25 protein-coding genes are annotated in these 24590 nt (G+C 32.7%); 23 read left to right on the top strand and 2 right to left on the bottom strand.

Features of this window, described 5'->3' with window-relative positions; translation table 11 throughout:
* Nucleotides 1–21 precede the first annotated feature (21 nt).
* Nucleotides 22–933 carry a hypothetical protein gene (locus tag ACNC7R_RS07725; protein ID WP_417940353.1) on the top strand — a complete coding sequence of 304 codons (912 nt, stop codon included), beginning with the start codon at nt 22–24 and terminating at the stop codon, nt 931–933.
* Between the two features lie 907 nt (nt 934–1840).
* Entirely contained in the window at nt 1841–2428 is a 588-nt protein-coding gene (locus tag ACNC7R_RS07720; protein WP_417940352.1) for a super-infection exclusion protein B, read from the top strand.
* Between the two features lie 141 nt (nt 2429–2569).
* Here ACNC7R_RS07720 and ACNC7R_RS07715 read toward each other — a convergent pair whose 3' ends face one another.
* Complete coding sequence (locus tag ACNC7R_RS07715) at nt 2570–2986, bottom strand: transposase (protein ID WP_417940351.1); 417 nt, start codon at nt 2984–2986, stop codon at nt 2570–2572.
* Nucleotides 2987–3032: 46 nt separating this feature from the next.
* On the opposite strand from ACNC7R_RS07715, the gene ACNC7R_RS07710 reads away from it, so the two are divergent.
* The 20 genes from ACNC7R_RS07710 to ACNC7R_RS07615 all read left to right on the top strand — a co-directional run bounded on the left by ACNC7R_RS07710 (nt 3033) and on the right by ACNC7R_RS07615 (nt 20666).
* A complete protein-coding gene (locus tag ACNC7R_RS07710; RefSeq protein WP_417940350.1) occupies nt 3033–3617 on the top strand; it encodes a Crp/Fnr family transcriptional regulator in 585 nt (194 codons plus the stop codon).
* 114 nt (nt 3618–3731) lie between these two features.
* A complete protein-coding gene (locus tag ACNC7R_RS07705) occupies nt 3732–4259 on the top strand; it encodes a YceI family protein (protein WP_417940349.1) in 528 nt (175 codons plus the stop codon).
* 29 nt (nt 4260–4288) lie between these two features.
* Entirely contained in the window at nt 4289–4693 is a 405-nt protein-coding gene (locus tag ACNC7R_RS07700) for a DoxX family protein (protein ID WP_417940348.1), read from the top strand.
* Between the two features lie 66 nt (nt 4694–4759).
* On the top strand, nt 4760–5260 hold the full coding sequence (locus ACNC7R_RS07695) for a DUF4405 domain-containing protein (protein WP_417940347.1): 501 nt from the start codon (nt 4760–4762) through the stop codon (nt 5258–5260).
* 7 nt (nt 5261–5267) lie between these two features.
* The gene (locus ACNC7R_RS07690; RefSeq protein ID WP_417940346.1) at nt 5268–6245 is read left to right on the top strand and encodes a VOC family protein; all 978 of its coding nucleotides are present in this window, start codon (nt 5268–5270) and stop codon (nt 6243–6245) included.
* 82 nt (nt 6246–6327) lie between these two features.
* Nucleotides 6328–6981, top strand: coding sequence for an alpha/beta hydrolase (locus ACNC7R_RS07685; protein WP_417940345.1), 654 nt, complete (start codon nt 6328–6330; stop codon nt 6979–6981).
* The gene (locus tag ACNC7R_RS07680) at nt 6982–7290 is read left to right on the top strand and encodes a 4Fe-4S dicluster domain-containing protein (protein ID WP_417940344.1); all 309 of its coding nucleotides are present in this window, start codon (nt 6982–6984) and stop codon (nt 7288–7290) included.
* Between the two features lie 691 nt (nt 7291–7981).
* Nucleotides 7982–8521 (top strand): helix-turn-helix domain-containing protein, encoded by a 540-nt coding sequence (locus ACNC7R_RS07675; RefSeq protein ID WP_417940343.1) that lies wholly within the window; start codon nt 7982–7984, stop codon nt 8519–8521.
* Between the two features lie 90 nt (nt 8522–8611).
* Entirely contained in the window at nt 8612–9523 is a 912-nt protein-coding gene (locus tag ACNC7R_RS07670; protein WP_417940342.1) for a hypothetical protein, read from the top strand.
* Between the two features lie 597 nt (nt 9524–10120).
* Entirely contained in the window at nt 10121–11158 is a 1038-nt protein-coding gene (locus ACNC7R_RS07665; protein WP_417940341.1) for a methyltransferase domain-containing protein, read from the top strand.
* Nucleotides 11159–11693: 535 nt separating this feature from the next.
* Nucleotides 11694–12482: a PhzF family phenazine biosynthesis protein gene (locus tag ACNC7R_RS07660; protein ID WP_417940340.1), complete on the top strand. Its 789-nt coding sequence runs from the start codon at nt 11694–11696 to the stop codon at nt 12480–12482.
* Between the two features lie 270 nt (nt 12483–12752).
* The gene (locus ACNC7R_RS07655; protein ID WP_417940339.1) at nt 12753–13736 is read left to right on the top strand and encodes an alpha/beta hydrolase; all 984 of its coding nucleotides are present in this window, start codon (nt 12753–12755) and stop codon (nt 13734–13736) included.
* A 481-nt stretch (nt 13737–14217) separates the two neighbouring features.
* Nucleotides 14218–14574, top strand: coding sequence for a YciI family protein (locus ACNC7R_RS07650; RefSeq protein WP_417940338.1), 357 nt, complete (start codon nt 14218–14220; stop codon nt 14572–14574).
* Nucleotides 14561–15805: an RNA polymerase sigma factor gene (locus ACNC7R_RS07645; RefSeq protein ID WP_417940337.1), complete on the top strand. Its 1245-nt coding sequence runs from the start codon at nt 14561–14563 to the stop codon at nt 15803–15805. The genes ACNC7R_RS07650 and ACNC7R_RS07645 overlap by 14 nt, the downstream gene beginning before the upstream one ends.
* 272 nt (nt 15806–16077) lie before the next feature.
* Nucleotides 16078–16446, top strand: coding sequence for an ester cyclase (locus ACNC7R_RS07640; protein ID WP_417940336.1), 369 nt, complete (start codon nt 16078–16080; stop codon nt 16444–16446).
* A 73-nt stretch (nt 16447–16519) separates the two neighbouring features.
* The gene (locus ACNC7R_RS07635) at nt 16520–17566 is read left to right on the top strand and encodes a serine hydrolase domain-containing protein (protein ID WP_417940335.1); all 1047 of its coding nucleotides are present in this window, start codon (nt 16520–16522) and stop codon (nt 17564–17566) included.
* A 221-nt stretch (nt 17567–17787) separates the two neighbouring features.
* Nucleotides 17788–18321: a GNAT family N-acetyltransferase gene (locus tag ACNC7R_RS07630; protein ID WP_417940334.1), complete on the top strand. Its 534-nt coding sequence runs from the start codon at nt 17788–17790 to the stop codon at nt 18319–18321.
* Nucleotides 18322–18408: 87 nt separating this feature from the next.
* Nucleotides 18409–18990, top strand: a complete 582-nt coding sequence (locus ACNC7R_RS07625) for a TIGR00730 family Rossman fold protein (protein WP_417940333.1) — start codon at nt 18409–18411, stop codon at nt 18988–18990.
* A 95-nt stretch (nt 18991–19085) separates the two neighbouring features.
* A complete protein-coding gene (locus ACNC7R_RS07620) occupies nt 19086–19772 on the top strand; it encodes a DUF2490 domain-containing protein (protein WP_417940332.1) in 687 nt (228 codons plus the stop codon).
* A gap of 213 nt (nt 19773–19985) precedes the next feature.
* Nucleotides 19986–20666, top strand: coding sequence for a 2'-5' RNA ligase family protein (locus tag ACNC7R_RS07615; protein WP_417940331.1), 681 nt, complete (start codon nt 19986–19988; stop codon nt 20664–20666).
* Nucleotides 20667–20686: 20 nt separating this feature from the next.
* Here the strand turns inward: ACNC7R_RS07615 and ACNC7R_RS07610 are convergent, their stop codons facing one another.
* Nucleotides 20687–22834: a cation:proton antiporter gene (locus ACNC7R_RS07610; protein WP_417940330.1), complete on the bottom strand. Its 2148-nt coding sequence runs from the start codon at nt 22832–22834 to the stop codon at nt 20687–20689.
* Between the two features lie 297 nt (nt 22835–23131).
* On the opposite strand from ACNC7R_RS07610, the gene ACNC7R_RS07605 reads away from it, so the two are divergent.
* Entirely contained in the window at nt 23132–24559 is a 1428-nt protein-coding gene (locus ACNC7R_RS07605) for an L-serine ammonia-lyase (protein WP_417940329.1), read from the top strand.
* Nucleotides 24560–24590 lie beyond the last annotated feature (31 nt).

Genomic DNA, 24590 nt, shown 5'->3' with positions numbered 1-24590 from the left:
ATTTGCAAAAAAAATAATCAAATGAAAATTTTAAAGAAAATTGTATTGACCTTTTTGGTCGTTTTGGTTTTGGCTGCAATTGGTGGCTACATTTATTTTGACCGAAAATTTACGCCCGATGAAAATTATTTGGCTATAGAAAATGAAAGCGGATTTATTCCATTAAAGTGGTTGGGTAAAGAGAAAAATGTTCTGTTACTTCCCATATATTTTGAGGGAGACTCAACAAGCTATTGTTTGCAATTTGATACCGGTTCGCCTTACACCGTTTTTTATTCAGAATCAATTAAAAATATCTATCAAATATCTGTAAATGAAAAAATTGCAAAAACTTCTTTTTATATCGGAAAAACAAAAGTCACTTCCGATAAATTCAAAATTTACAATCAAGGAAACAACAACGATGACCTTTCGTTAAAAATAATTGGAACAATTGGTACAGACATTTTGGAAGACAGAAAAACCCTTATCAATTTTAAAGAAAATTATATTGCTTTAAATTTAGCAAAAACACCTTCTCAATTTCAAACAAAACTATTTGATTTCAAATTCAAAAAAAGAAAAATCATCTTTAAAGGTTTATTAAAAGACAAAGAAGAAAGTTTTTTATTTGACTCAGGTACAAGTTCTTATGAATTGTTGACCAACAAAGAAGTTTGGACAGACTTAAAACTACCAAATTCAAAAATAGATATTGAAAAATCGCAGTCCTGGGATAAAGTTTTAACTACATATACAACGAATTGTAACCAAAAAATTCAATTTCAAAATAAAGAAATAACTTTAAACAAGGTAACTTATGTTGAAGGATTTTCACAAGTACAATATGTAATGATGAAATTTTCAGGGATGACAGGAATGTTGGGCAACAAAATATTTTTGAATAATACATTGTACTTCGATTGTACACAAAACAAGATGGGAATTGAATAAAAGACCTTCTGCTAATAGCTAGAGTTTCGTTGCGGCTGCAAGCCGAACAATGAAACTCCTGTAATAGCTAGAGTTTCGTTGCGGCTGCAAGCCGAACAATGAAACTCCTGTTGAACGGAACCGCTTAGATTCCGCTACTATGGGTTTTTCGATAAAGGAGTCAGAAGAATTTCAAGAGGATTTAGTGTCCTCTTTTTTTTGAAGTGGTTTCAAAGATGGTTTTGTCGTATTTTCCTTCACCTTAGGACATAAGTTCCCTTACCCGTAAAATTAACTTTCACGGGGAATTGGGTTTTGGCTACCGCCAAGATACCAAGCAGGTGGACCACGCTGGTCAAAAACTGCTATTGGGTGTAAATTACCTGTTTTGTAGCAGGGAAATTTGGGCAAAAAAGGCTTCTTTTCTGCTTTTTCCAAGACCTTTACTTGGAGTTTTGCTTGCAAAAGCTCCTACATAAATTAAAAGATAAATTGTAGAATTTGTAATGCGGTTATTAAAACAAAAGTTCATTATAAATTTGTAGGGAATTCATGTAAACAGCTGCGTTACAAACGCTTTATTTAGTTTCTATAAGTAAACAGATACTCGTTTCAAACGAGCACCAGATTGAAAAATAACACGCTGTAAGATTTGTATTCTATTTCAAAATTTGTATTTTCGAATTTTTATCAAAGCTTACAGCGTATGTCCTGCTTATACAGGGCGCACAAAGCCACTACAACGGATTTGGGCATTAGACTTAATTTGAAAATGGTTTTGTATTTGGGATGATTTGCTTCGCCTGTTCGCTATCGCTCGGGTGGCAAATCCGAAAATAGGACTTAATTTAATCCCAAACCCGCTGTAGTACCAAGACGATATGCAACATTTTAGAAACCGAAGCACAAATAATAAATTCATATAGACATGGAAAACTTGAAAGCTCTTTTTGACTTGACAAAATTACCCGCAAAATTTTTCTTTTTGTTTGCAGTTTTATCCGGATTTATATTATTTGCTGATTCAAATCTTTTAAAAAAAGTTCATCTTGAAAATCTGAACGATTTACATGGATGGAAAATCGGGTTAGTTTTTATATCTACGTCAGGATTAGTTTTTGTAAATTTTATTATTTGGTTGTTTAAAACTCTTTCTTATAAAGTTGAATTTTTCAAAGTGAAAAAAGAATATATCGAACGTTTGAAAAATCTTGATTTCCATGAAAAAGCAGTCCTAAGGGAATTCATTATTAATCAAAAATCATCCATTGAAGCACCTATTGATGATGCAACCATAACAGGATTGATTAGAAAAAACATCTTAACAATCAATAAACAGTTTGGTAATAGCTTTATTATGACAGGAATGAATGCGTCAATTTCAATGAATAAGTTTGTTGAAAAACACTTAAAGTTATCTGATATTGATTTAGCAGAAAACCCAACTGAAGAGGAAATACATATCATTAGATCGAACAGGCCAAATTGGATTGAACGACATCCTTGGCGTTATTAAAAAAACGTTTTACAGTCGAGTAGGTAAAGGGGAATCTCACCCCTAAACCTCTCACAGAACCGTACGTGAACCTCTCGATTCATACAGATCTTATTATGCAGTCGATTTACCCTTCTTTATTAGACTAATTTGTAGCCTAGTTCACAATGATAAAATAAGTTTGAATAGGATTTTAATGTAGTTGGGGCGGATATCTTCTAACAACCACTGCATTTCGATGTTTCTCAAACATTCTTTTTCCAGCTTGCGACTGCTTCTTAATCCGTTAAGATAGCCGTACAAATAGATTTTCAGAAATACTTTGATATTATAGCCCAGTCGACCTTCTGATTTAATAGAAGTAACTGCAAAACCAAGTTTTTCCAAATCTAAAAATGTCACAAAGGCATCTATGAAACGTACTTGATTATCGGCAGATATTGCCTCTTTTAAACTTGAAAAACGCATTTGTTGGCGGGAAATTCCTAGGATATGTTGCATTCTTAAAAATACGAAAAATCCTGTTTTTAAACAATACTTTTCTATATTTGTTGAAAATAAAAACCGAAGTTTTTTCACAGACTGACGTTGGTGGCAATTTTATGACGACTCAGATAAATAGAAAATGATAGACAAACTTATACAACATATAAATACAAAAATTGACAACAAATTAAGCGAAAGCGACATTAGTTTGCTTTCTGAAGTTTTTCATACAAAGAAGTTGCGTAAACATCAATGCTTAATTCAAAGTGGCGAGGTATGCAAAATTGCAGCATTTGTGGTAAAAGGTGCTTTAAAAAAGTATACAATAGACAATTCAGGCAAAGAAAATATTTTGGAACTCTATATCGAAAATTGGTGGGCTGGTGATAAGGAAAGTTTTATGATAGGCACGCCAACACCTTATTATATTGATGCATATGAAGATACAGAATTGTTAATTATATCCAAAGAAGACTTTACAAACAAACTCAGTAAACTCCATTTTATTTCGGAACTCAATAATGTTTTAACGCAACGACAGTCCTATCAATTAATGAAAAGATTGCATTCTTCTCAAACACTTACAGCAGAAGAAAAATTAGAACAATTACAAAACTCCTATCCCGAATTTTTTCAAAGATTTCCACAACATATTATCGCATCCTATTTAGGTATGGCCAAGGAAACATTTAGCCGAATTAGAAATAATTCTTCGAAGAAGTAAAATTAATTTTATAAAAGACGTTGACATAGATCAACGTTTTTTTTTGATTTAACTCATCGTTTTAATAATGTGTATTCCTGCAACTTTGCGGTATTAAATATTAAAATTTATAAAATGAAAAAGTTAAATTTACTTCTCATGTTTCTTGCTGTAATTATTTTATCAGCATTCACGGTGGTTTCTACCCAATGGAAAATTTCTAATGGGTATTCCATAAAATTCTTCAATGAACACGCTACAGGCGAGTTTGAAAAAATTTCTGGAACTATTCATTTTGACGAAAATGATTTAGCAAATTCTTCTTTCAATATGCAAGTAGATGTTAAATCTATTGCTACAGGCAATTTTTTAAAAAACAGTCATGCAAAAGGAGAAAAATGGTTTGATTCAGACAAATATCCTAAAATTACCTTTGTATCAACCAAAATTTCAAAATCAGCAAATGGTTTTGTAGTAGAGGGTAATTTAAAAATGAAAGATGTTACAAAGGCAATTGAAATACCTTTAACCTTCAAAAACAATGTTTTTTCTGGAAAATTTAGTGTAAACCGAATGGATTACAACATAGGTAGTATGGAAGGAATGTCAAAGAAAGTTGGAAATAAAATCGATTTAGAAATATCTGTACCAGTAATCAAATAATTTAATTATAACTATAAAACAGTAACAAAATGGAAACTACAACATCATCAAAAGGACTAAATATTACATTATGGATTGCTCAAGCACTTATAGCATTAACCTTAATTTGGGGGGCATATGCTAAATTATTGCAACCTATAGAAGAAACGGCAAAAATGTTGCCTTGGGCATTAGACAATCCTGGATTAGTAAAATTTACTGGTATTATAGATTTATTAGGCGGTTTAGGGATTATTTTGCCAGCGGCTTTAAGAGTTCAACCTAAATTAACTGTTTTGGCTGCTTATGGTGTTATAGTACTTATGATTGTAGCATCTGTATTTCATATTTCAAGAGGCGAAGCATCACTTATCGGAATGAATATTTTCTTCTTAGTGTTAGCTGTGTTTGTGGCTTGGGGAAGAACCAAAAAAGCACCTATTCTAGCTAAATAATATAGAAGTACTACATCAAAATAGTCGAGTAAAAAAGGTGAAAAGTTATAAATAATTTAGTTTAATATGAGATTGATTCAGTTCTATAGACAGTCCAAAGCACATCAAAATTATATAGTTGAGTTATTGGCTTTTTCTCCTTTTTTTATAATGATTATCAGTGGTTTAGTAATGCTAGTTTATCATATAAGCGAAAATGAGTCTCTATTAATATTCGGTATTAATAAAAGTAGCTGGTTGCTTTTCCATAAAATAGCATCTTGTGTTGCTCTATTGATGGTTATTTGGCATTTAATACAACATGCTTATTGGATTAAAAATTTATTTTCTTTAAAACAAAAAAGTAAATTCAAAAGAGTAAACACCGCATTATTTATAGTATTTACTCTTGCAGTTTTAACAGCATTGTTCTCTTGGTTGGTTTTTCCAGAAACTGCTATAAGTGAGGGATTAAAAGGAATTCATAGCAAATTAGGGTTTATTACAATTATTCTTTTTTTCTTTCACATCAAAAATTATTTTTCTTGGTTAAAAAAAATGACCTTAAAGCTTATCAATTATAAATAATAAGCCAATGGAACGTAAAGATTTTATAAAAGGCATTTTAGGAACAACAATTTTATTATCTATGGACAGTATCTCAAGTTTAGCAAATGCGTTTACATTAGAAAACGCTAAAAACACAATGAACCCTAATGAAATAGCTACTTTTGGCGCAGTTCATCTCAATAATACCTCAATTGAAAAAGCGATTAATTTTTGGACAAAGGTAATTGGTCTGAAATTAAGAAAACAATCTGCTTTAGAGGCTGAATTTGGAACAGAGAGTAAAACTCTTGTTGTAGTCCATCAAACCGCCAAAAAATCTTTTCAAGAAGGTTACAGTGGTTTGTATCATTTTGCCATTCACCTTCCTAACAAAGCGGCATTCGCAAAGTCAATTTATCGTTTGCAACAAAACAAGTATTCTTTCTCGCCAATAGATCATACTATGACCCAATCTCTTTATTTATCCGATTTTGATAATGTTATGGTTGAGTTGGCATTGGAAACACCTGAGCGATTTAAAAGAGTAATTACAGAAGGTGGTTTGTTTATGGAAGATACAGATGGAACTATTAGAAGTGCATCAGCCCCATTAGATACTGATGAAATACTAAAAAATCTTACAGATAAAGATTTCAGTAAATTTATCGAAGAGGAAACTAAAATTGGTCACATTCATTTTTATGCCAGAGATGTAGATGAAAACAATACATTTTACAAAAAGTTAGGATTTAGTCAATCTAATTATTTTCCGAATTACAAATTTGCTGATTTAGGAGCAGGTTCTTCATACTCACATCGTATAGCCATGAATTCTTGGCATGGAAATAATAGACCATTGGCTCCAGAAAGTAATGCTGGTTTAAACTATTATCACATTACTTTCAAAACCAAAGAAAAACTTCAATCCGCCATTAATGCCATTGGAGATACAGAGGAGAAAGAAGGTAAACATTGGACAAATGATCCTACTGGAATCAAAATCTTACTTTCGCATGATGTATAAATTTTTAAAAATATATATTTTTCTATTCAATATACAATTGGCTCTCATAAGCAGTTGTAATGCACAAAATAGTTATAAAGTTATGCAAACAGAAACACCGCTACATCATATCATTAGAGAAAGTAAGGACAGTGCGGTAAAATCGCCTCTTTTGATTTTGTTGCATGGATATGGCAGCAATGAAAATGATTTATTTTCGTTAAGCAATAGCGTTCCTAATAATTGGATAGTAGTATCTGTACGCGGACCCTATCAAATAGCCGAAAATAGTTATCGATGGTATGATGTTAAAAAGGCGAATGGAAAAATTGTCATTACTATTGATGAAGAAGAAAAAAGCAGAAAAAAACTAATGCAATTAATTTCTGAAATAGCAACAAAGTACAAGGTAGATAGCCAAAAAGTAATTGTTGCAGGGTTCAGTCAGGGAGCAAATATGGCTCAATCTTTAGGCTTAGGTGAACCAAATTTAGTTTCAGGATTCGGTGTTTTTAGCGGAAGATTTATTGAAGAATTTATTCCTTACATTAGTAATTCTAATACATTAAAAAACAGCAAAGCTTTCATTTCTCACGGAAGTGGCGATACTATGTTGCCCAAAACGTATGCCGATGAAAATATCACTAAATTAAAAGAGTTGGGTATTCAGATAACCTATTGTGAAGACACCAATGGTCATTCCATTTCAATAAAACAATGGAATGATTTTTCTAAATGGCTTATAATTTTTAACTAGATGAAAAAGAAGTTAGACCAATCAAATTGTTCAGATGTTGCTGAAAAACTAATGCCTATTGTCAATTTTAATAGTTGTGGCGGAAAAAAAGACTGTGTTGAGGTTTGCCCATATGATGTCTTTGAAATGCAACCCATTTCTCAAGAAGACAAGGCCAAACTCAATTTAAAAGGGCAAATTAAAACCTTTTTTTTTAAACAAAAAGCTTATGTTATTAATCCAGATCAATGTCATTCTTGTGGACTTTGTGTTCAGGCTTGCCCCGAAAAAGCAATAAAATTGACAAGATTTATCAAGGGAGAGAAATAAAACTGTCGCTAACAGCTAAGGGATTCGTTGCGCGCATAGCACGAACACCCGAGCCTTGGCGAACGGACGAAGTAATGAAGCCCGTGTTGAACCGAACCGCTCAACATCCATTCCTATGGGGTTTTGGATAAAGGAGTCAGAAGAATTTCAAGAGGCTATTGGGCCTTTTTTTGAAGTGGTTTTTAAGTTTTTTTCCTCACTTTTGATCATCATATTAAAAAGAACTTTGACTACTGCCTAAAACCGAAACCGTACGCTCAAAACGATTGATGAGTTCCTCAAAACCCGGAACTTGTTGTGTGGCTTGATGAAGAATCTTGTTGACTCCTAATTCTTCAGAATTCTTTTTTTTGTAGTCATAACTTACTGAATTTGAATATATTCGTAAGGTGCAAAATCATGGTAAGTGCTACCGAAGGTTTAGTTCAACAGCGGTTTTGCGCCATAGGTCGTTTTATCTTTCTTGGAAAATACGCTAAACATCAGAATTTCTTATTACATTTATTCTTATCTTGCCGTTATGGCGAAAAGCCGCAAAACGTCAGGCTGTGAAAAAATTAAAATCAACGTCTTGAGAATCTCATATTTGAGATTTTTCTCCGTTAACTCTCCGGATACTCTCTAAATTTGAAGAGTTTTTTTCACAGTCTGACGTTAGCAGAAAGTTTATCAGACCGCAACCAAAACGAAAATGAAATCAATAGTAAAACAATTAAGAGAAGAAAAAAACTTAACACAAAGCGAACTTGCCGAAAAAAGTGGACTTTCTTTAAGGACAATTCAAAGAATTGAGGCGGGTAACATTCCAAAAGGATTTACTTTGAAAACTTTAGCGAATATCTTTGAAACGGAACCCGAAAGGCTAGTTCCTTCTAAAGAAATTGTAGAACTTGATAGAGCAAAATTAATTAATCTATCTAGCTTAATTGGACTTTTAATACCATTTGGTGGAGTTCTTTTTCCATTGATATTAACTTATAAAACAAAAGATTCTAAAAACAAAGAATTAGGAAAAAGCATTGTAAGTGTTCAAATTATTTTAGCTGTTGCACTGGCTGTTTCTCAAATCGCAAGTCCATTCATTCAAAAATCATTATCACTACATTTTCCTCTTTTTTTAGTACCATTATTACTCATTTTTTGCCTAAAATTATTGATAGTCATTTTCAATGGTATTAGTTTAAATAATAAAAATAATTTACATAAAAACTTAAAAATCAAATACTTGTAGTATTTACCGGCAAATTGACGTAAAATTGGCGTATCACTTTTGTAAAGAAAAAGTTTTCTAAAATAGACATTTGCAAAAAAAAATAATCAAATGAAAATTTTAAAGAAAATTGTATTGACCTTTTTGGTCGTTTTGGTTTTGGCTGCAATTGGTGGGTACATTTATTTTGACCGAAAATTTACGCCCGATGAAAATTATTTGGCTATAGAAAATGAAAGCGGATTTATTCCATTAAAGTGGTTGGGTAAAGAGAAAAATGTTCTGTTACTTCCCATATATTTTGAGGGAGACTCAACAAGCTATTATTTGCAATTTGATACAGGTTCGCCTTACACCGTTTTTTATTCAGAATCAATTAAAAATATCTGTCAAATATCTGTAAATGAAAAAATTGCAAAAACTTCTTTTTATATCGGAAAAACAAAAGTCACTTCCGATAAATTCAAAATTTACAATCAAGGAAACAACAACGATGACCTTTCGTTAAAAATAATTGGTACAATTGGTACAGACATTTTGGAAGACAGAAAAACCCTTATCAATTTTAAAGAAAATTATATTGCTTTAAATTTAGCAAAAACACCTTCTCAATTTCAAACAAAACTATTTGATTTCAAATTCAAAAAAAGAAAAATCATCTTTAAAGGTTTATTAAAAGACAAAGAAGAAAGTTTTTTATTTGACTCAGGTACAAGTTCTTATGAATTATTGACCAACAAAGAAGTTTGGAGAGACTTAAAACTACCAAATTCAAAAATAGATATTGAAAAATCGCAGTCTTGGGATAAAGTTTTAACTACATATACAACGAATTGTAACCAAAAAATTCAATTTCAAAATAAAGAAATAACTTTAAACAAGGTAACTTATGTTGAAGGATTTTCACAAGTACAATATGCAATGATGAAATTTTCAGGGATGACAGGAATGTTGGGCAACAAAATATTTTTGAATAATACATTGTACTTCGATTGTACACAAAACAAGATGGGAATTGAATAAAAGACCTTCTGCTAACAGCTAAGGGATTAGTTGCGTGCGTAGCACGAACACCCGAGCCTTGGCGAACGGACGAAGTAATGAAGCCCGTGTTGAACAGCTTGTCCCGTTTTTACAGGAGAACCGCTGAGATTCCGCTACTATGGGGTTTTCGATAAAGGAGTCAGAAGAATTTCAAGAGGCTATTGGGCCTTTTTTTGAAGTGGTTTTTAAGTGTTTTGCCTCACTTTTGATCATCATATTAAAAAGAACTTTGACTACTGCCTAAAACCGAAACCGTACGCTCAAAACGTTTGATGAGTTCCTCAAAACCCGAAACTTCTCGTTTAAACTGGTTGAGGATTTTGTTTTCTCTTAATTCTTCAACATTCTTTTTTTTGTAGTCATAACTTACCGATTTAAATTATGTTCGTAAGGTAAAATCAAACAATGTGCTACAGATGGTTTAGTTCAAAACACGCTGCAACGGATTTGAGCAATTGACTCAATGGAAAGTTGGTTTTGTATTTGTGACAATTTGGCAAATCCGAAAATAGAGCTTAATTTCGTCCCAAAACATCTGGTAGTAACAGAACGTTGTAACCAATTTAAAAAGGAAGCATGGAAAAATACACTCAAGAAATAGAATCTTACTATACGGAATCACTAAGAGATTACGAAATTGTCTGGCAATTAAAAAGTACCATGGCTCTACATTATGGTTATTGGGATGAAAATGTAAATACACATAGACAAGCACTTTGGAATATGAACTATCAAGTTGCTAAAAATGCCCAAATTAAAAAGTCTGATTTTGTTCTTGATGCAGGTTGTGGTGTTGGAGGTACTTCTTTCTTTCTAGCAAATAATATAGGTTGTAAAGTAGAGGGTATTTCTCTTTCAGAAGGGCATATTCAAAGAGCTTTAGAATACAAAAAAAATAATGACCCTAACAATCTAATATCATTTTCATGTCAAAATTATTGTTACACTAACTTCGCTAATAATAGCTTTGATGTAATTTTTTGTTTAGAAAGTCTTTGTAATTCTGATGATAAAAGTGCCTTTTTAAAGGAAGCTTACAGACTTTTAAAACCTAATGGCAGGTTATTAATATCTGATTATTTCGTAACAAAAACAGACGATAAAAAACAGATAAAAATACTAGATAAATGGGCCAAATCGTGGGTTATTCCTCATTTTATAAATACTGAAGATTTTTCAGAAGAAATTAAAAATGTTGGTTTTAAAAACTTCTTTTTAAAAGACTTGTCTAAGTATGTTTATCCGTCAATTAAATTGATGCATCGTTCTTATTATCCAGGTGTTTTTATTAGTAAAATATCAAATTTCTTTGGATACAGAACTGATAAACAGTTAGAAAATAGTAAATCAGGAAGATATCAATACTTAGCTTATCAAAACAAGAATTGGAAATATACGCATCTATTAGCTTTTAAAAACCCAGATGATAAGTATAGTTCGTTTGAAGATTTTGTCAAAGAAGAATACTCTTTTAAATATTATATTGATGAAGAATCATTCAAAAAAAGATTTCCAATTCTTTCAAAAAAAGGATTTTCGGTAAGAAATATTTTAAAAAGAGTAATGCATTTCTATTTAGAAACTGACATTAAAAATCCTGATAAGAAATTTTGAGAATGCTCATTAACTGGTTACAATCAAGCTGAAGGCTCTGCCTCAAACGGAACGGAGTGCGCCTCTCCAATATTTATATTCACGAATACCCCAAAAACAGACTAAAAAATAGCACATCACCTTACCTACTGGGCATCTCGTTTTAAAAACAAGAGCGGTTCGCAAAATAATAGGTTCTATTCGATGTAAACATACGTTAAAGATTGATAACCTCGCTGTTTTAACTATTTCAAGTTAATAATAGTATGGGAAACCTGTCAAATTGTATTTTTTTACTTTTATGAAAGCGTACAGCGTGTATCGCGTTCATGAAGGGAACACCCAGGACACAAGCGCTTTAGGCATTTGGCTTAATGAAAAAATGGTTTGCATTTGGGAGATTTTGCTAATCGGAAAATAAACGCTAATTTAGGCTCAAACTGAGTGTAACCCCAGAACGTTATATTTAGGCCAAAAATTGAGCGCCTCTGCTAACAAAAGAAAGTAAAAATTTAGTTAGATTTTAAAACGTTAGTTAGATTTTTTGACAAACACAATGAAGTATAGATTATATCAAATAGACGCTTTTACCGACACCATTTTTGGAGGAAATCCTGCTTGCGTGGTGCCGCTTGACAATTGGTTATCAGACGACATCCTGTTGAAAATAACGAAAGAGAATGCCGTTGCAGAAACAGCATTTTTTGTGGATAAAGGAGAAAAAATCCATGTAAGATGGTTTACACCCGAAATTGAAATGGATTTGTGTGGACACGCTACACTTGCAACAGCACATTGTTTAAAGGCATTATTAGATTACAAAAAAGATGAAATTGTTTTCGAAACATTAAGTGGCGACTTAATTGTTAGAGTTGAAGATGGCCTTTACAAAATGGACTTCCCAGCAAGAATGCCTGTTGTTGACAACTTACCAACGACAATTTCAAAATCTTTAAATATTCAACCGAAAGAAGTTTTGAAATCAAGAGATTATGTTTTGATTTATGAAAACGAAGCTGAAATCAGAAACATTCAAATTGACAGACAATTATTCGACCAAATAAATCTTGATCCAGGAGGCGTAATTGTAACGGCAATCGGAGATAACTGTGATTTCGTTTCAAGGTTTTTTACACCACAAGCATCCATTCTAGAAGACCCTGTAACAGGTTCAGCACATTGTTCTTTAATTCCATTTTGGTCAAAAAGACTTAATAAAAAAGAACTTTATGCCAAACAAGTCTCTGAACGATTAGGGAAGTTGTATTGCGAAGACAAAGGAGACCGAGTGATTATTAGTGGACAAGCAAAAATATATTCGATTGGAGAATTTTGGACAGAATAAAACTGCCAACCACTCAGGGATTCGTTGCCTTTAAAGCACGAACAACCAGCCTGTTTTGAACAGAACCGCTGAGATACTACTACTAGGTGTTTTTCGACAAATTGAGTTATAAAAATTTCAAGAGGCTATCGCGGCCTCTTTTTTGGGAAGTAGTTTCTGAATACAACTATATATCTAAAACGTTTCTGTCCTAAGTAACCAATAAATTTTAGAAGCCATACGAAAGAATTCATGAGGGAAATTTACAGCTTTAACCTATTTTTTTAATCTATGCAACCTGAAGTTAGTGGTCATTTTACCAACGAACCACCAAACAATAAAATACCTGTGAAGAAAATATACTTAATCCTATCTTATATCTTAACATCACTGACAATACATGCACAACCAAATAAGATTTACTCAAAATCGTATGGACAAAAAGAAAATCCAGCCATTATTTTCATTCACGGCGGTCCAAGAGGAAATTCAACACTGTTTGAAGGAACAACAGCTGCTAAATTAGCTGAAAATGGATTTTATGTAATTGTTTATGACAGACGAGGTGAGGGTCGTTCTGAGGACACAACTGCTACTTTTACTTTTAAAGAAGCAATAAATGATTTGAGTAATCTTTACCAAAAATACAACATCAAAAAAGCAAATATTATAGCTCATAGTTTTGGCGGTATAGTGGGGACACTTTTTACAGAAAAAAATCCTGAAAAAGTAAATTCATTACTACTTACCGGAGCATTGTTTTCTCAGCAGGAAACCTACGATCATATTTTAGAAACTACGAAAAAAATATATTCAGAACAAAAAGACAGTTTAATGCTTTCTAAAATTTCAGAAACCGAAAAACTTCCAAAAAATTCTGCTGAATATCGAAAACAATGTTATGAAGTAGCAAGCACAAACAATTTTTTCAAAATGCCATTTCCAACAAAAGAAGCAAACCAGCTTCGAGAAGATTATGAAAAAAGCGAATTTGGAATAAATAATATTAGAAATGACAATGCGCCTACTTTTTTCTACAAAAATGAACTAAAAAATAATATTGATACAAAACCTATTTTAAAAAAACTTAAAAAACAAATCCAATTATATGCTATATACGGACAACAAGACCAAATTTTTTCGCAAAAGCAATTAATTGACATGAAAAAGATAGTCGGAAAACAAAATTTTAAACTTATTAACAATTGTTCCCACTATCTCTTTGTTGACCAGCAAACAGAATTTATTATCACAATTGAAAAGTGGCTAAAATAAAATTACCGCCATGCCAAAAAAGGAAATGAATGAGTTCGATTGGACATTCGTACAAGGTTCAACCTTTATGCTTTCATTGGACTTTAACACTAAAATACACACAGTCGGTAACACTAAACATTTGCAGAAAGTCAATAACATAAGAATAATACCCAAAAACATTTGACAACCTGAGTGAAAATATCTGAGTTGGAAACACATACGACATCCAAAAGTATTTTCAGGTGAGCTTAGGTTAATTTTATCTATTAAGAAACTTATTTACAAATAATTACGGAAGATTTTATTATTTTATTACATCTTTAAAAACACGTAAATTAACCTTTTTGACCAACTATTTTAGTTATATTTGAATGCGTTTGTGAGTTTTTTCATAAGCTTAAGTTAGTGGGAATTTCACAAGCCTATATATTTTTACAAAAAAAATGTCCCCGTTCTGAAATATCAATCGTCATTAGGATGAACTTTAAATTTATAAACAATGAAAGAATTCGTTTTAATTTTCAGAAACAGCTTAAGTCCAAACGCTAAACCATCTCCTGAACAGATGCAACAGGTAATGACAAATTGGATGAATTGGATGGGAAGCATTGCTGCCCAGAATAAACTGGCAGACAAAGGTAATCGTCTTTCTATGACAGAAGCCAAAACTGTGCAAGCCAACAACGTGGTTACTGATGGTCCATACACCGAAATTAAAGAGTTCATCAATGGTTACATTGTAGTAAAAGTACAAACTATTGAAGATGCAATTGGAATTGCAAAAGAATGTCCAATCCTATTGATTGGTGGAAATGTTGAAGTTAGAAAAGTGGTTACTCCGGATGACAACAGCTAACCAAAACAAAGAACTCTTACCTCATCTATTCCGGCAGGAATACGCTAAAATGACGGCTGTTTTATGCCGCCATTTTGGCTTAAAAGATATTGAAATAGCCGAAGATATTGCAAGCGATACATTTTTGAAAGCATCAGAAGACTGGGCAGTTAAAGGAATCCCTGACAATCCTGTCGCATGGCTTTATACAGTTGCAAAAAACAAAACCAAAGATTATTTCAAACACATTTCCGTTTTTGAAACAAAAATAAAAGGAGCGATAAAAACAACTGAACCTGAAAATGAACATAATTTTGAATTTAACAATCAAAACATTTCGGACAGCTTGTTAGCAATGATTTTTGCGGTTAGTAATCCAACAAACTCACCAGAAAGCCAAATTTGTTTATCTCTTCAAATTCTTTGTGGCTTCAGCGTAGAAGAAATTGCCAATGCATTTCTTACAAAAAAAGAAACTATTAAAAAACGACTTTTAAGAGCCAGAGCCAATCTTCGCAACGACAATATTCAAATCAAAACATTGAGCGAAACAGACATCAAATCACGGTTAGATACCGTTTTAAAAACTTTGTATTTACTTTTTAACGAAGGCTATTTTTCCAAAACTAACAATCAGGCAATAAGAAAAGAGCTTTGTACTGAAGCGATTAGACTGACTTTGATATTGATCGAAAACACGCTGACAAATACTCCGCAAACGAATGCTTTACTTGCTTTAATGTGTTTTCAAAGCTCAAGGCTTGAAGCAAGAACAGATGCCAAAGGTGAAGCTGTATTGTTTGACGAACAAGACAAAAGTTTATGGGACAAAACGCTGATTGAAAAAGGAAATTACTATTTGGTAAACGCTTGCAACGGAAAAGAAATTTCAAAATACCATTTAGAAGCTGGCATAGCTTATTGGCATACTACTCAGAAAGATCAAAACAAATGGTACCATATTTTACAAATTTACAATCGATTAATTCTTATTGAATATTCGCCAATAACAGCACTGAACAGGGCATTTGCCTATGCCAAAGTTTATGGAAACAACAAAGCAATCTCCGAAGCCGAAAAACTAAAGCTGACAGATAGCAATTATTATCATGAATTATTAGGGTACTTGTATGCCGACACAGACATTGGTAAAGCAATTTATCATTACAAACAAGCAATGGAACTGACAAAATCCAAGACAGAAAAACAAACACTGAAAAAAGAAATAGAACGCCTGAAAAAAAACGTCTAACCACCTTTATAAGAAATTCAGGCATTCATGACAAACGAATAGAATACCGTTTCAAGTCTTATTTAGAAAACGTAATCAACATAATAAAAAATATCACTGAACTTTCCGAATATAATGGTAAAAAAACTTCGTAAACTGAACACAAGTAGGCAAAATAAAAAATTTACAATTACGAAACTTATTTAATTTTGCCTGTCTCTTAAGCTTTAGAAATATTATGAAATTATAAAAACTTTATTTCATAACTTAGATTTCTTTTAAAGCGTCATATCATGACTAAGAAATCTATAGCCCGAAACTTCTTGAAGCTCGCTGCAACAGGACATTCCCATGAAGCATTCCGTTTATATGTAGCCAGAAGTTTTAAACACCATAATGCCTATTTCAAAGGTGACGCTGACACACTCATGCTGGCTATGGAAGAATCTTCAAGAACAAATCCTAATAAAATTTTGAAAATTCATCATATCCTGAGTGATGGTGATATGGTCGCAGTGCATTCACATGTTCAACAAAATTCAACAGATTCAGGCGTAGCCGTCGTTCACATATTTCGTTTTGAATCTGACAAAATAGTTGAGCTTTGGGATTTAGGACAGCCTATTCCCCAAAAAAGCATAAATGAAAACGGGATGTTTTAAACTAAACTTACCAGTAAAAGAATACACTGAATAAAAAAATCATCCAACAAAATCATCCAACAAAATCATCTTAATGAAGCTTATTTTTAGAATATCCTTACTATTTACTTTGCTTTTTCTTCTATCCAACTGCAATTCATTCGCTCAAAAAAAAGACAATTATACTGTCCAAATTGACAGTTTAATTACAATTGTCGAGCCTAAATTTAATGGTGTTATTTTAATTACTCAAAAAGGAAAAACTTTATATAACAAAGCGTATGGTTTTGCCAATTTTGAAACTAAAAAACCTTTAAAATTAGACAGCCAGTTTGAAATTATGTCGAACAGCAAACAAATTGCTGCCGTTCTGATTTTACTGGAAGTTGAGAAAGGCAAAATCGATCTGAATGCTCCAATAAAAAAATATCTGCCAGAACTTACACAATCGTGGGCAGACTCTGTGACGGTTCATCAGCTCTTAAATCATTCACACGGAATTATTGATTTGCAAAAACCTTTACTATTTAAACCCGGAACGCAATTTAAATACGGAAATCTAAATTTTAGTCTGCTTGGAAAGATTGTAGAGTTCAGTACCCAAAAAAGGTATTCAGAAGTTGCAGATTCACTTTTTAAAAAATTAAAAATGAACCATACTTTTTGTTATTCTAAAGATAAAACTCAAAATCTGGCAACAGGTTATTACAATGCAAAAAATGTTCTGAATCCGGTTAATTCCAGTCAGATTAACTCCGAAAACTTAGGTGCAGACGGCATAATTTCAACTGCTGAAGATTTAGCTATCTGGAACAACAATCTCCATAGAGGAAAAATGCTACAACCTGAGTCTTACAAAATGATGACAACTAATACTATTTTGTCTCAGCATGATTTTTTCGGAAAAGAAAAAGAAGGTTATGGTTACGGAATTAGAGTTATTGAGAAAAATTCTGTAAAACATCTGGGACATACAGGCCTTGGCGATGGATTTTCTTCTGTCAATTTATATTTCGCAAAAAATGATATAAGCATGATTGTTTTAGAAAATCAAATGAATGAGGATTCTAATTTGTTTTATGCATCAGCATTCGAAATCAAAAAAATTCTTTTAAAAAGCAATCTCTTCAATAAAGATTGACTTATTATGGCTAAAAATAAAACTAAAAAAAGAAATAAACTGAATAAGTTAAACTTAATAATAACAAACAGAAATTTAAACAATGGAGGAAAGGTCTGAAAATATAGAAAAATGATAAGACCGCAACATGAAAACGGTCAGAGAATTTAATCGATTTCTAACAAATCAAAAAGAGTTTTTATAACATGCTATTTGAGAATAAAACTATAACAACCCTAAAAATGACAATTTCAAATTTTAATTTACAACCAGAATTTTTAGAAAATGAAATAGTAAAATTAATTCCACTTCAGGAAGACCATTTTGAAGCTTTGTATGAAGTGGCCTCTGACCCTTTAGTATGGGAACAGCATCCTGTAAAAGATCGCTATAAAAAAGAGGTTTTTAAACCTTTTTTTGAGGCGGCACTAAATTCAAAAGGTGCTTTTTTAATTTCAGACCGAAAAACAAACGAAGTAATCGGTACTACCCGATTCTATGATTACAATCCTGAAAAATCAAATGTAGGGATTGGCTATACTTTTATCGGTCGAACATTCTGGGGTGGCTCTTATAATGCAGCAACAAAAAAGCTACTCATTGATTATGCCTTTGAAACCGTTAATTCTATCCTTTTTCATGTTGGCGCAGAAAATATCCGTTCTCAAAAAGCTGTTTTAAAATTGGGCGCGGTAAAAATAAACGAAATTTTTTTTCCTCTTAACGGGGTCGATTTACCTCACTTTGAATATGAATTGCGTAAAGTGGGAAGTTAAAAATTATTATTTTTACAACTCAATGTAAGTCATATGCGTAATGCCCTACCCCTTAACTTATGACTAATAACCTGTAAATCAAAAACAATGAAAAGAATAACTGTCTTTTGCGGATCCAGTTTCGGCACTGACGAAATTTATACAGAACAAGCAGTATTATTAGGAGAAACTTTAGCAAAACAAAATATAGAATTGGTTTATGGCGGTGCCAATGTAGGTTTGATGGGCGCAGTTGCAGATGGCGTCCTAAATAACGGCGGAAAAGCTATAGGCGTTCTTCCTAATTTTTTAAGATCAAAAGAAATTGCGCATCTGGGGTTAACAGAACTCATTCTGGTTGAAAGCATGCACGAAAGAAAAACCAAAATGAATGATTTATGTGATGGTGTTATTGCATTGCCCGGTGGATTTGGAACTCTTGAGGAACTTTTCGAAATGCTTACCTGGGCTCAATTAGGACTACATAAAAAACCAATTGCAATTTTAAACATCAACGGGTTTTATGATTCACTCCTACAACTAACTGAAAACATGGTAAGTAAAGGCTTATTGAAAGACATTAATCAGCAGATGCTTTTAGTAAGTGATAACATTGATGAGTTACTGGACAAAATGAAAAATTATAGAGCTCCTACTGTTGGAAAATGGATTGAAAAAGAAGAAGTTTAGTCTGTTTTGACAGGTTGATTTTCAGTTTTTAACACAATTTCCGGAATAACTTTATTATCTTGTGTCTCCAAAAAACTGAAAAACCATTATCCAAAATGAAAAATTTAAAAGCCTGTTACCTTCTATCCGCCCTTATTCTATCTGTAAATCTAACAAATGCTCAGGATACTGATACCGGAAACTGGCTTATGTATTTTGGAAATCAGGCCATCAACAAAAAATGGAACTGGCATAATGAAGTACAATACCGTAATTATAATTTTGCAGGAGATACTCAGCAGTTATTATTAAGAACGGGAATTGGCTACAATCTTACCGAAAACAATAACAATATTTTATTAGGTTACGGTTTTATCAATTCACAAAATTATATTCCCGGAACTGATGATAAGAAAGGTAATAACGAACATCGTATTTTCCAGCAGTTTATAACACGTCAAAATTTTGGAAGGCTTTATTTGCAGCACCGTTATCGCTTAGAAGAACGTTTTTTAGAAGATGATTTTCAAATGCGTTTCCGTTATTTCTTAGGATTGAATATTCCTTTAAACAAGCCAAAAATGGAAGATAAAGCCTTTTATTTTTCAGCATATAACGAAATTTTTATAAATGCAGAAACTCCTGTTTTTGACAGAGACCGTCTTTATGGTGCATTAGGTTATGTCATCAATAAGAATTTCAGGGTTGAAGCAGGTTTTATGAGACAGATTCAGGAAAAAACCGGACGAAACCAATTTCAGATTGCCGTTTACAACAATATACCTTTTAACAGCAGTAAGTAACCTTTCAAAATCCTTAGATATGGCAACAGTAAAAAATAATTTCCAGGTGGCCATGACGAATTTAAAGAAACTCTTTCTAAATATAAATCGGGTAAAGGTTCTGTACAGTTTCCGTTAAATCAGCCAATACCATTTGATTTAATTACCAAGATTGTAAAATTAAGAGTACAGGAAAACCTTGAAAAAGTAAAAAGTAAAAATAAATAATCAATTATGAATTTATCTGAACATTACAATACGCTTTTCAAAACATCATCTGAACTAATTTTATCTGAAAATTATTCTATAGATTCTAAAATTAGGGATAATTCAGATCAACGATTCGGGATTACTTTGCTAATTCGCCCGAATGATGAAATAAAAAATAATATTCAGGCATTTCTAAAAGAAATAAAAAAAACAGAACCTGAACAGTATTACTATCCAAATTCTGATATTCATATAACTGTTCTCGCCATTATTTCATGTGCTGAAGATTTTACACTGAATCAGTTTTCTATGTCAGAATACGTTGAAATTATTGAAAAAAGTCTGGTAGATATAAATAAAATTGAAATAGAATACCAAGGCGTTACATTATCTCCTTCAGCAATAATGATTCAGGGTTTTCCTTCTGATGATTCATTAAACACCTTTCGTAACAAACTACGTGAAAACTTTAAAAACTCTTCCCTCAGACAAAGTATGGATAGCCGTTACACTATAACTGCTGCACATTCAACTGTAATGCGATTTCAGAATAAACTACAAAACCCAAAAAAGCTTGTTGAAATTGTTGAAAAATTCAGAAATTACAATTTTGGAAAATTCACGGTCGATAAAATTGAACTGGTTTTTAACGACTGGTATCAGCGTAAAAAGAACACTGTAAATATTTGTGATTTTTTTCTTTAATCTTATTCAGACAAAATATTCTATCCTTTCTTCAGTATATTCCCTAATCCTTTACCAATCTGTTCAATAGCCTCAATACCTTTTGTCAGTGGAGTTGCTGTAAAATCTTCATAAGCATCCATGGCACTTTCTTTTCGTCCATCCTGCGGGTAAACGAGAATAAGGTTGTTATCACTGAAAGATTTTTCAAATTTTTGTGGCAGTTTATCAAAGATAGACTGATACGAAACCGATCCTTTTCTTGACATATTAAATACAATCAAATCAGTTGGTTTAATTTCATCGGAAATAGCTTCAAAATCTTCCCAGTCTAAAATACTTTTAAAGGCCAGTTTTGTATTTAGCTTCAGCCCATTTACTATTTGCTGAATTGCCTGATGCGTTTTATATTCACCATAAATAACGATTTGAGTACTTAATTCCTGTGCTAACCTGCATATTTTCTGAATTAAAGGACGAAATCCAATTCCTCTTTCAGAAAAAGGCGGACAAATGAAAACCAGTCTTTTCTCTTCAACAAAAGGTTTTTGAAACCTGCAGATAAACAGGTTTTTATCAACATTATTGATTATAGAATCAACGTTTTCTCCAAAAATCTTATCCAGAAATCCTGTTTTTCTTGGCCATCCAATGATTACAATATCCGACATTATTTCTTTGGAAGTCCTTGCTATCCCACTAGCCGGGTTGTGATCTATTCTTGCAATTGTATTGATCTTAATTTCAGAAGCAGATCCCTGGATAACAAACTTATCAACTGCTTTTTGATACTTTAAAATATTAATTTCCGCCTGATCATTATTAGGAACAATAGTCAATAGTGTAACTGGATTGGCTGATTTTTTGTCCTTGATTAAAAGAGCAAAATCCAGCAAAGGTTCCGTTGCCGATGTTTTGGCTAAGGGAATCAGAATGTGTTCATCCAGAATCTGATCTTTATGAGCATCCTGAGGAGAAATCTCTTCTTCACAAATCGCAATTTTTTTAGCAGCTTTTTCGGTAGCAAAAGAAGCGACAATGCAGGTAATCAATATCAAGATAATAGTTCCGTTTAATATATTTTCGTCCAGAATATTTGCTTTAAATCCAACCAGAATGACTGCCAGAGTAGCAGCAGCGTGAGCACTGCTTAATCCAAAAATAAGCTGTCTTTCAGTTCTGGTATATTTAAAAACAATCTGCGTAAAAAATGCAGCAATCCATTTTCCAAAAATAGCTACTACACTCAAAGTACCGGCAACAATAAGAGCTGTTGGGCCACTTAATATCACACTGATATCCACAAGCATCCCCACAGAAATCAGGAAAAACGGAATAAACAATGCGTTCCCTATAAACTCAATTCTGTTCATTAAAGCAGAAGAATGCGGAATTAAAGAATTTAAAGCTAAACCTGCTACGAAGGCCCCAATAATAGGCTCTACTCCTGCTACTTCGGCTAAAAATGCAGCAAAGAAAACGACAGAAAGGACAAAAATATAATGGGCATGTTTTTCACTTTCTAATTTTTTAAAGAACCATTTTGCCACTCTTGGAATCAACAAAAACATGATCGCTGAAAAAATAGCCAGAGAAATGGTTAATTTTATCCAGAAAGCCTGATTTAGACTTCCCTCACTGCTTCCCATAATGACGGCCAGTATAATCAAAACTGCTGTATCCGTGAGAATAGTACCTCCTACTGTTATAGCCACCGCCTGGTTTTTAGCAATACCTAATTTACTTACAATCGGATATGCTACCAGAGTGTGGGTTGCAAACATACTTGCAGTTAAAAAACTGGCGTTGAAATCATATTGTAGTAAATAATAACAAACCGGAAACCCAATGGTAAGAGGAAAAATAAAAGTAAAAAATCCGAATAACAAACTTTTGTTACGGTTTGCTTTAAACTCATTCATGTCAAGTTCGAGACCAGCAATAAACATAATATAAAGCAATCCGATAGTTGAAAACAAATCGACTGCAGAGTTTTTCGCTAAAATATTAAGTCCGTGAGGTCCAATTACAACGCCCGAAATAATCAGACCAATAATCCCCGGAATATTAATTTTTTTAAGCAAAATGGGACTTAATAATATTATGAAAAGTATCAACGAAAAAATTAATACGGGATTACTAAGTGGTAATTCAAATTCTTGTATTAAATGCCTGAAAAATTCTATCATAGTGTAATTTTAGCTGCTGGGTATGTTGCTTTCTTAGTTAAACCAATTAGTTAAAGTTCTCGTTTGTATCAATTATTAAAAACTAAAAACTGAGTTTTTTTTAGAGAAATTCTCTTTACAAAAATACCCAAAAAAGGACTCCACTTTTTATCAAAGCCCTATATTAAGTAATTAATTTTATTTCATTGACAAATTATTATTATTTAATATATTTTTTAACAAAACCGCAACATTAACAAATAAAAAAGAAACTTCATTGCATTATTCAATTATCTTTGTTTAAATAAAATTGGAACAATGGAAGAATGTATTTCTGTTTTCGACATGCTTAAAATTGGTGTTGGCCCATCAAGTTCCCATACACTGGGACCATGGAGGGCAGCTGAGCGCTTTTTAAAAGAACTGAGAGAGCAATCCATTTTAGATCAGATCACCAAGGTTAAGGTTGATCTTTACGGATCATTATCCCTAACAGGAAAAGGTCATGCCACCGATTTAGCAGTTATGCTGGGGCTAAGCGGCCAGGATCCCGAATATATCCCGGTGGAAAATATTTCGGAAATTATCAAAACAATTGAAACCAAAAACGAGATTGTTTTGGGTAATGAGTTTACCATTCCGTTTTATTTTCTTCAGGACATTGTTTTCAACAAAGACTTCCTTCCGTTTCATGCCAACGGTTTAAAATTTACAGCCTATAAAAATGATGATTCTGAATATGAATCTACTTTCTATTCTATTGGCGGCGGTTTTGTGGTAAAAGAAGAGCGTACAAATGCCCTAAATAAAATTGCTATAAAATGTGCTTTTCCGTTCATGATCGATAATGCCGATGATTTATTAAAATACACCATTCAGGAAAATAAAAATATTTCTGAAATTGTATTTGAGAATGAGAAATCGATGCGCTCTGAAGAAGAAATCCATACAGAATTAATGCGAATATGGAACACCATGCTCGAATGCATGTACATTGGCTGTCATTCTGAAGGAATTCTTCCAGGCGGGCTACATGTACGCCGAAGAGCTTTTGATATGCACCAGAATTTAATCGGTTTATCTCATTATAATAATCCGCAATCCTGGCTGGAAGAAATCAGAAAAACCGAAGTAAAATTTCGTCAGATTTTAAAATGGGTAAGCTGTTTTGCTTTGGCAGTTAATGAAGTCAATGCATCATTAGGACGCGTTGTTACAGCTCCTACTAATGGCAGTGCTGGTGTAATTCCGGCAGTTCTAATGTATTATTTAGTCATCGAAAACCATAATGCAGGTGAAAAAGAAATCAAACAGTTTTTGATGGTAGCCGGAGAAATAGGGAGTTTGTTTAAACAGGGCTCTACTATTTCAGCAGCTATGGGCGGCTGCCAGGCAGAGATTGGCGTTTCTTCCTCAATGGCTGCTGCGGCACTATGCGAATTGATGGGCGGAAGTCCTGCTCAGGTTTTAATGGCTGCCGAAATTGCCATGGAGCATCATCTGGGCTTAACTTGTGATCCTATTGGCGGCCTGGTTCAGATTCCGTGTATTGAGAGAAATACTATGGGCGCCATAAAAGCCATCAACGCAGCCGAACTGGCTCTTGAAACTGATGCCAAAAATGCTAAAGTACCACTGGATAAAGTAATCAATACCATGTGGGAGACGGCAAAAGACATGAATTCAAAATACAAAGAAACTTCGGAAGGCGGTTTGGCAATTGCCGTAAATATGGCCGATTGTTAGTATAATATTGCTTAATTTCGCAGAAAAATTT

The sequence above is a fragment of the Flavobacterium adiutor genome (genome assembly GCF_048282555.1).
GTDB lineage: Bacteria > Bacteroidota > Bacteroidia > Flavobacteriales > Flavobacteriaceae > Flavobacterium.
The sequence above is the reverse complement of the archived record's forward strand: the minus strand, read 5'-3'. Positions and strand labels throughout refer to the sequence as shown.